At 36.6% G+C, this 3,576-nt stretch carries 6 protein-coding genes and 1 pseudogene; 4 read left to right on the forward strand and 3 right to left on the reverse strand.

Annotation, left to right across the window (positions count from 1 at the left end):
- From ACFIKX_RS01230 to ACFIKX_RS01240, 3 genes and pseudogenes are all read right to left on the reverse strand, one after another.
- The coding region (locus ACFIKX_RS01230; protein ID WP_375654162.1) for a Rha family transcriptional regulator at positions 1-316 on the reverse strand (316 nt) is incomplete at its 3' end.
- 67 nt (positions 317-383) lie between these two features.
- Positions 384-581: pseudogene (locus ACFIKX_RS01235) on the reverse strand (hypothetical protein); the annotation flags it as partial.
- A 245-nt stretch (positions 582-826) separates the two neighbouring features.
- Complete coding sequence (locus tag ACFIKX_RS01240) at positions 827-1,444, reverse strand: S24 family peptidase (protein WP_012754749.1); 618 nt, start codon at positions 1,442-1,444, stop codon at positions 827-829.
- A gap of 110 nt (positions 1,445-1,554) precedes the next feature.
- Between ACFIKX_RS01240 and ACFIKX_RS01245 the strand changes: the two genes are divergently transcribed.
- The 4 genes from ACFIKX_RS01245 (at position 1,555) to ACFIKX_RS01260 (ending at position 3,510) form a co-directional block, all read left to right on the forward strand.
- Complete coding sequence (locus tag ACFIKX_RS01245) at positions 1,555-1,902, forward strand: hypothetical protein (RefSeq protein ID WP_375646109.1); 348 nt, start codon at positions 1,555-1,557, stop codon at positions 1,900-1,902.
- A 12-nt stretch (positions 1,903-1,914) separates the two neighbouring features.
- The gene (locus ACFIKX_RS01250; protein ID WP_375628637.1) at positions 1,915-2,367 is read left to right on the forward strand and encodes a hypothetical protein; all 453 of its coding nucleotides are present in this window, start codon (positions 1,915-1,917) and stop codon (positions 2,365-2,367) included.
- 149 nt (positions 2,368-2,516) lie between these two features.
- Positions 2,517-2,951 carry a hypothetical protein gene (locus ACFIKX_RS01255; RefSeq protein ID WP_120100899.1) on the forward strand — a complete coding sequence of 145 codons (435 nt, stop codon included), beginning with the start codon at positions 2,517-2,519 and terminating at the stop codon, positions 2,949-2,951.
- An 82-nt stretch (positions 2,952-3,033) separates the two neighbouring features.
- Positions 3,034-3,510, forward strand: coding sequence for a crossover junction endodeoxyribonuclease RuvC (locus ACFIKX_RS01260; RefSeq protein WP_375628639.1), 477 nt, complete (start codon positions 3,034-3,036; stop codon positions 3,508-3,510).
- Positions 3,511-3,576 lie beyond the last annotated feature (66 nt).

A 3,576-nucleotide genomic window follows, 5' to 3' on the forward strand; every position in this document is an offset into this window, starting at 1 on the left:
GGGGATTAGCTGCTTGCTCTTCTAATTTTTTCCAATAATCTATGATTTTTGCGCGTAACACAGTGTTATAACCTAAAATGACAATAAGAGATTCACGTTTAGGAAGATGGTAACAAGGAAGAGTACGACCTGTTGAATCTTTGTATAATCCAGCAAAATTACTCAGGTCGATTTTAAGTTCGCTAAATAGTTTACGAATATCTCGTATTACATAGCCATGTCTTTTACCGCATAACTCTGCAATTTCAATGCTAGACATGGTTGGAATTGTTTCGTGTTTGTTTGTATTTTGCTGGATAGCAATTAGCTTTTCCATTACGGACCTCATATTGAGTGGGATTGATGGGAAAAAGGGGGCGCTTTTTCAAACGCCCTTAAGAATTTTAAAGCACATCACAAGGACGCAAACGGTGCTGCTGTTCATAGGTACCGTAAAACTCATCATTATATTTTTCTTTTGCTAAATCAGATAAAAGGTCATGGTAAGCAACACTCTCGCGTACAAAGTCATGAACTTTACTCTCCTCATGGAGATGTTCGATATTTTCTTTTACATATGCTTCTGCAATTTCTTCAGAGATANCTTTTCCTCCCTAACGCCTCTTGGCGATTGTTTGTGCGTGGTTTATGGATACATTAGTACATTATGCACTAAAGATAGTCAAGTACATAATGTACTATTTTTTTAAAAAAAATAAAAAAAGACGAATCACGGCACAATTTAGAGAATCAAAATTTTGCTGTTTACTGATAAAAATCAAGCAAACTTGCTTCAATCTGTTGATGGCAATCTAATCGATAACGTGAACAGAGAATCGTATTGTGTTTACATATCAAGAATAGTGCGCCGTACACGACCTATTATAGAGATAGCGCCTTCAAGTTTTGGAGCCTTTATTGTTTTGTCGTATGAAGCGGGCTGAAAAGGAGGATCATCATTAGGTCTGTATCGTTTATATGTCGCTTGTCCAGATTCATCTGCAATTACATAGCAGGCATTAGGCACAAGTTTTTTGTCTCGCATATTTACAAATATTATAGAATCTGGAGGGCTAATTTTATTCATAGATGCCCCATCTACACGTAAAGCAATCCATTCACCGGCAGGAAGATTAACAGCCTCTGTCATAGGATAATCTGAAAAATCCATTATCCCATCTTGCTCGCTTAATTCTCCAGCGCTAATCCATGAAACGACAGGAATACTTATATTGAGGTTAGGATTTTCTTGAGGAGACTCGCCATACAAAATCCACCCCGGATCTACATTAAATACTTGTCCATAGAGCTCGGCTATTTGGCGCGAAATACCACGATTTCCATTTTCGTGACTAATTAGGGTATTTTGATTAAGAGCTGGTATAGCGCGCGCAGCTTCGCTTGGTGTTGCGTATCCAGCATTCTTACGCGCTATTTTAAGTCTATCTTTTGGCAAATAAGTCATTTGTACATTATCCACTATTTTTTTAATTCATTGTGTACGATTTTATCTTGATTTAAAATTGTACGTAATGTACTATTTGTGCCATGGTTAATGATTTTTATGTCAAAAGTTTGATTGAATCTTGGGGATCTATACGCCAATTTGCAAAAGAAATTGGTTGTAGCTATGAGGCTGCGCGTAAAATGCGTGATCGCAATAGTATTTCTCCAAAATACTGGAATATAATTATTCAGTTGTCTAAAGCCAAGGGTCTATCTTGGGTTACACTAGATTGGTTCCTACATAATTATGGGAGTAAATCTCATAGAGTTGTTCGTCCAATGACAAAACGAAGAAAAGATACGCTTCATCTGGTGGAGAAAATTAGTACAGCAAATGCATCACAAACAGTAATATCTTCTCATATTGCTGCTTCTACAGATAATAACGAACATCAACAGCACCATTCACACTCTTAAAGAAGAAAGATCATGAGAAACGGAATATTGAAGAAGATCTACACCCAGTTTTGTAGATTAATAGGTTGTAATACGAAAATGAAGAATGGAAATAGATTGGTGGAAGAATGGAGAAAAGTACCATGTCGTGACTGTAGCGTAGAAGATCTTGTGAAACGACACGAAACTCACACAACAATTCTTAAAAAACGAGAAGAATGGCATAAGTCAAAATTTGATAGTTGGATGAGATGGCATGAAGCCACTCTTGCAGAGCGAGATAAGTCAATTGAACAACAGCAAGTAGTACTTGAAAACCTATCCACTTTAATTAAGCAAAAAAATGAAACGCTATACAGCCAAAGGCTAAAGTTAGCTTCACAGATGAAAGTTATTGATGAATTAAACAATAAAATCACTGAGTTAATCAACAAAAAAGAAGAACCGAGATTGATCGATTTTATTTTTGCAGGAGAAGTTTTTTAACTTGCGTCATTTGAGCCAAAAATGAGGATTGTTAATTAACAATGAATCATTGCGAGGTTCCTTTTTCAAAAACATTTTTGCAAGACAGGCAATCACAACGCGCCCTGTCACAACAGCAGCATTTAGACTCTTAAAAAGAAAGATCAGAGATGATAGATGTCCCGCATATCACTATAAGTAAAGTCAAGTTGATTAATCTTGTTAATAAGATTGGACGTGAAGACATATATTATGGTGTTCGCTCGCCTAATCAGACATGTGAAAGTTGCATAGATCCCTCATCAACAGGTTATCTTGTCTATATACTGCAAAATATTTTTGCGCGTGATGATAGAAATTATTTTCCGTTATTGCCATACGATGATTTTAATCAATGGTTTTCATCTGCCTTTACGCAAGCTTTTACAACTTGGTTTGATAATTATTTTTCTCAAGATTTGTCATCTTTTCATCGCCTAAATGAGCTACTTTTGTTTACAGCTTTAGTCGAAAGTAATCTTGGCTTCTTAAGGGATGACCTCATCAAAAAAAGAGAAGAAGAAATCAAATTAATAAATGATGCGTGTAGTGTGCGTCTGAATTGAGTTAATCCAATTTTTTAAAACTTATAACTACGCGCTCTGTCATAGCACACATATAAATACTTAGAGCTTTAAAGGGGGGATTATGATCACTAACGCACAAACCATTTTATGTCTTGATCTAGGGACCAAGACAGGCTGGGCGATATGCGGTGCGGATGGTCACATCATCAGTGGTGTCATGAATTTCCACCCCCGATATTTTGAAGTCGGTGGAATGCATTATTTACGCTTTAAGAGATGTCTATCAGAAATAAAACAGACAGTAGGCAGCATTGACGCGATGTATTTTGAAGAAGTGAGGCGTCATAATAGTACTGATGCAGCGCATATTTACGGTGACTTGTTATCAACCTTAACGACGTGGTGTAAACATCATCAGATACCGTATGAAGGCATTCCTGTTGGCACAATTAAGAAAGCAACAACAGGAAAAGGAAACGCATCAAAAGTAAAAATGATTAAGGCAATATGTTCCAAAGGACATACGCCTAAAGACGACAACGAAGCAGATGCTTTAGCAATTTTATATTTAATAAAAGAAGGAGGCGCGCATGTCTAATGGTATGCCATGGATAAGATTCCATTTGTATGACTGGATAAGTGGTACAGATGGAATGACGTTAGA

The sequence above is a fragment of the Bartonella sp. CM86QHHN genome (assembly GCF_042194695.1).
In the GTDB taxonomy this organism is placed as follows: Bacteria; Pseudomonadota; Alphaproteobacteria; order Rhizobiales; family Rhizobiaceae; genus Bartonella.

Excerpts from the sequence above, each read along its gene's own strand:
- ACFIKX_RS01240 (WP_012754749.1), bottom strand. The coding sequence starts at position 1,444 with ATGACTTATTTGCCAAAAGATAGACTTAAAATAGCGCGTAAGAATGCT.
- ACFIKX_RS01250 (WP_375628637.1), top strand. The coding sequence starts at position 1,915 with ATGAGAAACGGAATATTGAAGAAGATCTACACCCAGTTTTGTAGATTA.
- ACFIKX_RS01255 (WP_120100899.1), top strand. The coding sequence starts at position 2,517 with ATGATAGATGTCCCGCATATCACTATAAGTAAAGTCAAGTTGATTAAT.
- ACFIKX_RS01260 (WP_375628639.1), top strand. The coding sequence starts at position 3,034 with ATGATCACTAACGCACAAACCATTTTATGTCTTGATCTAGGGACCAAG.